Source organism: Ruminococcus sp. RTP21484sp1_RTP21277st1_D2_RTP21277_210401, assembly GCF_040924225.1.
In the GTDB taxonomy this organism is placed as follows: domain Bacteria; phylum Bacillota; class Clostridia; order Lachnospirales; family Lachnospiraceae; genus Blautia_A; species Blautia_A faecis.
The window spans coordinates 1-2,954 of sequence record NZ_JBCOMJ010000064.1; the positions used below are offsets into that span (position 1 = coordinate 1).

The following is a 2,954-nucleotide window of genomic DNA, read 5'->3' on the forward strand; positions in this document are numbered from 1 at the left end:
CGGCGAGTGAGTAATACACATTGTCCAAATGCGTCCCTCCTGAAAACTTTTCACCCTCCCAACACACTAAATAGCAAATTTGTAAACAATAATTACTGCACACCTTATTGTACATGATTTTCAAGGACTTGAAAAGGAAAAAGTGGGGAGAAATTCATAAAATGTTCATAAATATTTGTTATGATACAAAAGATTGTAATGTCTGGGAAAACGGACGTGTCTTTTTTAGAAAGGGAAGGAAATTATGCGTTTTTTAAATGAGTTGCATGAAGGCGACCGGATCAGTGGCATTTATCTGTGTAAGCAGAAGCAGCCGGCTGTGACCAAGAACGGAAAGCCTTATGAGAATATTATACTCCAGGATAAGACTGGAATGATGGATGGAAAGATCTGGGATCCGAATTCTCTTGGAATTGATGATTTTGACGCACTGGATTACATTGAAGTCATGGGAGACGTGACCAGCTTTGCAGGAGCTATGCAGCTGAATATCAAGCGTGTGCGCAAAGCAGGCGAGGGTGAGTACAATCCGGCAGATTATCTTCCGGTAAGTGAGAACAGCACGGATGATATGTATACCCAGCTGGTTGCCATGATTGGCACTGTGAAGAATACCTATCTGAATACACTTTTGAAGAAACTGTTTATAGAGGATAAAGAATTTTTAAAATCTTTCGAGGAGCATTCCGCAGCCAAGACCGTACATCATGGCTTTATAGGCGGGCTGATGGAGCATACTTTAAGTGTTGCCAGGCTTTGTGATTATATGGCATCTGCTTATCCGGTGATCAAGCGAGATATGCTGATCACAGCAGCACTTCTTCATGATGTAGGAAAGACAAGAGAACTTTCTTCTTTTCCACTGAATGATTATACAGATGAGGGACAGCTTCTGGGACATATTATAATCGGAGCACAGATGATTCATGATCTGATTAAGGAGATACCGGACTTTCCACTGGATCTGGAGAACCAGCTGGTACATTGTATTCTGGCACATCATGGCGAACTTGAGTACGGTTCCCCTAAGAAACCTGCCATGGTAGAGGCAGTTGCCTTGAATCTTGCAGATAATACAGATGCCCGCATGGAGACTCTTACCGAGATTTTTGCAGCAGATAAGAGCAAGAAAGAATGGCTTGGATTTAACAGAATATTTGAATCTAACTTAAGAAAGACAGGAGAATGGTAATCTTTATGGAGTATCGTAAGAATGATATTGTTACGTTAAAGATTGAAGATTGCGGAATTGACGGTGAAGGTATCGGAAAGGCTGATGGCTTCACCGTTTTTGTCAAAGATGCAGTAATCGGAGACACAGTCCGCGCAAAGATCATGAAAGCGAAGAAAAATTACGGTTACGGAAGATTGGAGGAGATTATCACCCCATCTCCTGACCGTGTGGAGCCGAAGTGTCAGTTCGCAAGACAATGCGGAGGCTGCCAGCTGCAGGCCCTTTCTTATGAGAAGCAGCTGGAATTTAAGACTTCCAAAGTCAGGGGACATTTGGAGCGGATTGGCGGCTTTACAGATATTCCTATGGAGAAAATCCTGGGAATGGACCAGCCTTTCCACTATAGAAATAAAGCACAGTTTCCAGTTGGAAAGTCAAAAGACGGCAGAATTATTACCGGATTTTATGCCGGCCGTACACACAGTATTATTGAGAACCGGGACTGTGCTCTTGGGGTAACACGGAATAAGGAGGTTTTGGACCGTGTGATTGCGCATATGGAGAAGTTCCATATTCAGCCGTATGATGAGAACACTGGCAAGGGTTTAGTGCGCCATGTGCTGATCCGATATGGCTTTTTTACGGACGAGATGATGGTCTGTCTGATCATTAACGGGGAGAAGCTTCCTGGCGAAGAGGCTCTGGTGAAATCCCTTCGTCAGATTCCGGAGGCTGTCAGTGTGATGGTAAATGTGAATAAGAAGCGAAATAATGTGATCCTTGGGGAAAAGGTGCGGCTGCTCTGGGGACAGCCATACATTACAGACAAGATCGGAGAGATTTCCTATCAGATTTCGCCGCTGTCCTTTTTTCAGGTAAATCCTTACCAGACAGGGCGTCTTTATGGAAAAGCACTGGAATATGCACAACTTTCCGGAAATGAGACTGTGTGGGATCTTTACTGCGGAATTGGAACAATTTCTCTGTTTCTTGCACAGAAGGCAAAGATGGTAAGGGGCGTGGAGATCATTCCTGCTGCCATTGAGAATGCTAAAGAGAATGCGCGCCTGAACGGATTTGATAATACGGAATTCTTTGTGGGAAAAGCTGAGGAAGTGCTTCCAGAGCAGTTTGCACGCACTGGTGAGCGTGCTGACGTGATTGTAGTAGACCCGCCGAGAAAAGGCTGCGACGAGACCTTGCTTTCTACCATTATCAAAATGCAGCCCGACCGGGTAGTTTACGTAAGCTGCGACAGCGCAACTCTGGCACGGGATTTGAAGTATCTTTGTGAAAGAGGCTACGAATTGAAGAAAGTCTGCCCGGTTGATATGTTCCCGAATACGGTGTCGGTGGAGACGGTAGTTCTTTTGTCCCAACTGAAACAAAAGCCGGATGATTACATTAATGTCACGATTGAACTTGATGATATGATATAACATCTGCAGAGACTAAGGCTACATATGATGAGATAAAGAAATATGTGGCTGAACATAATGCCGGCATGAAGGTTTCCAATCTGTATATCTCACAGGTAAAGAGAAAATGCGGAATTGAGGTTGGAAAGAATTATAATTTACCTAAAAATGAAGATAGCAGGCAACCGCAGTGTCCAGAAGATAAAGAGAGTGCAATTGTGGAGGCATTGAAGCATTTTAAGATGAATAGTTAATAAAGAGAGGTGCAGATGCTATGCCAGGTATACTCAACATCATAAACTTAAGAAAAAAATGGAAAGGAATCTGTTCGCAGGTTCCTTTCATTGTGTTAAAATATAGGC

Annotated in this window: 3 protein-coding genes; all 3 read left to right on the top strand. The window is 43.4% G+C overall.

The genetic code is table 11. The features are described from left to right. The first annotated feature begins 244 nt into the window (after positions 1-244). From AB5706_RS22935 to AB5706_RS22945, 3 genes are read left to right on the top strand one after another with little or no spacing between them, the layout of a single operon-like run. Positions 245-1,192 carry a 3'-5' exoribonuclease YhaM family protein gene (locus AB5706_RS22935; protein ID WP_118581317.1) on the top strand — a complete coding sequence of 316 codons (948 nt, stop codon included), beginning with the start codon at positions 245-247 and terminating at the stop codon, positions 1,190-1,192. 5 nt (positions 1,193-1,197) lie between these two features. Then, on the top strand, positions 1,198-2,613 hold the full coding sequence (gene rlmD / locus AB5706_RS22940) for a 23S rRNA (uracil(1939)-C(5))-methyltransferase RlmD (RefSeq protein ID WP_173771806.1): 1,416 nt from the start codon (positions 1,198-1,200) through the stop codon (positions 2,611-2,613). 44 nt (positions 2,614-2,657) lie between these two features. After that, complete coding sequence (locus AB5706_RS22945; RefSeq protein WP_202030777.1) at positions 2,658-2,846, top strand: tRNA (uracil-5-)-methyltransferase; 189 nt, start codon at positions 2,658-2,660, stop codon at positions 2,844-2,846. The last annotated feature ends 108 nt before the right edge of the window (positions 2,847-2,954 follow it).

What these genes read in the sequence shown, in the direction of transcription:
- AB5706_RS22935 (WP_118581317.1), top strand. Translation starts at nt 245, where the DNA reads ATGCGTTTTTTAAATGAGTTGCATGAAGGCGACCGGATCAGTGGCATT.
- rlmD (WP_173771806.1), top strand. Translation starts at nt 1,198, where the DNA reads ATGGAGTATCGTAAGAATGATATTGTTACGTTAAAGATTGAAGATTGC.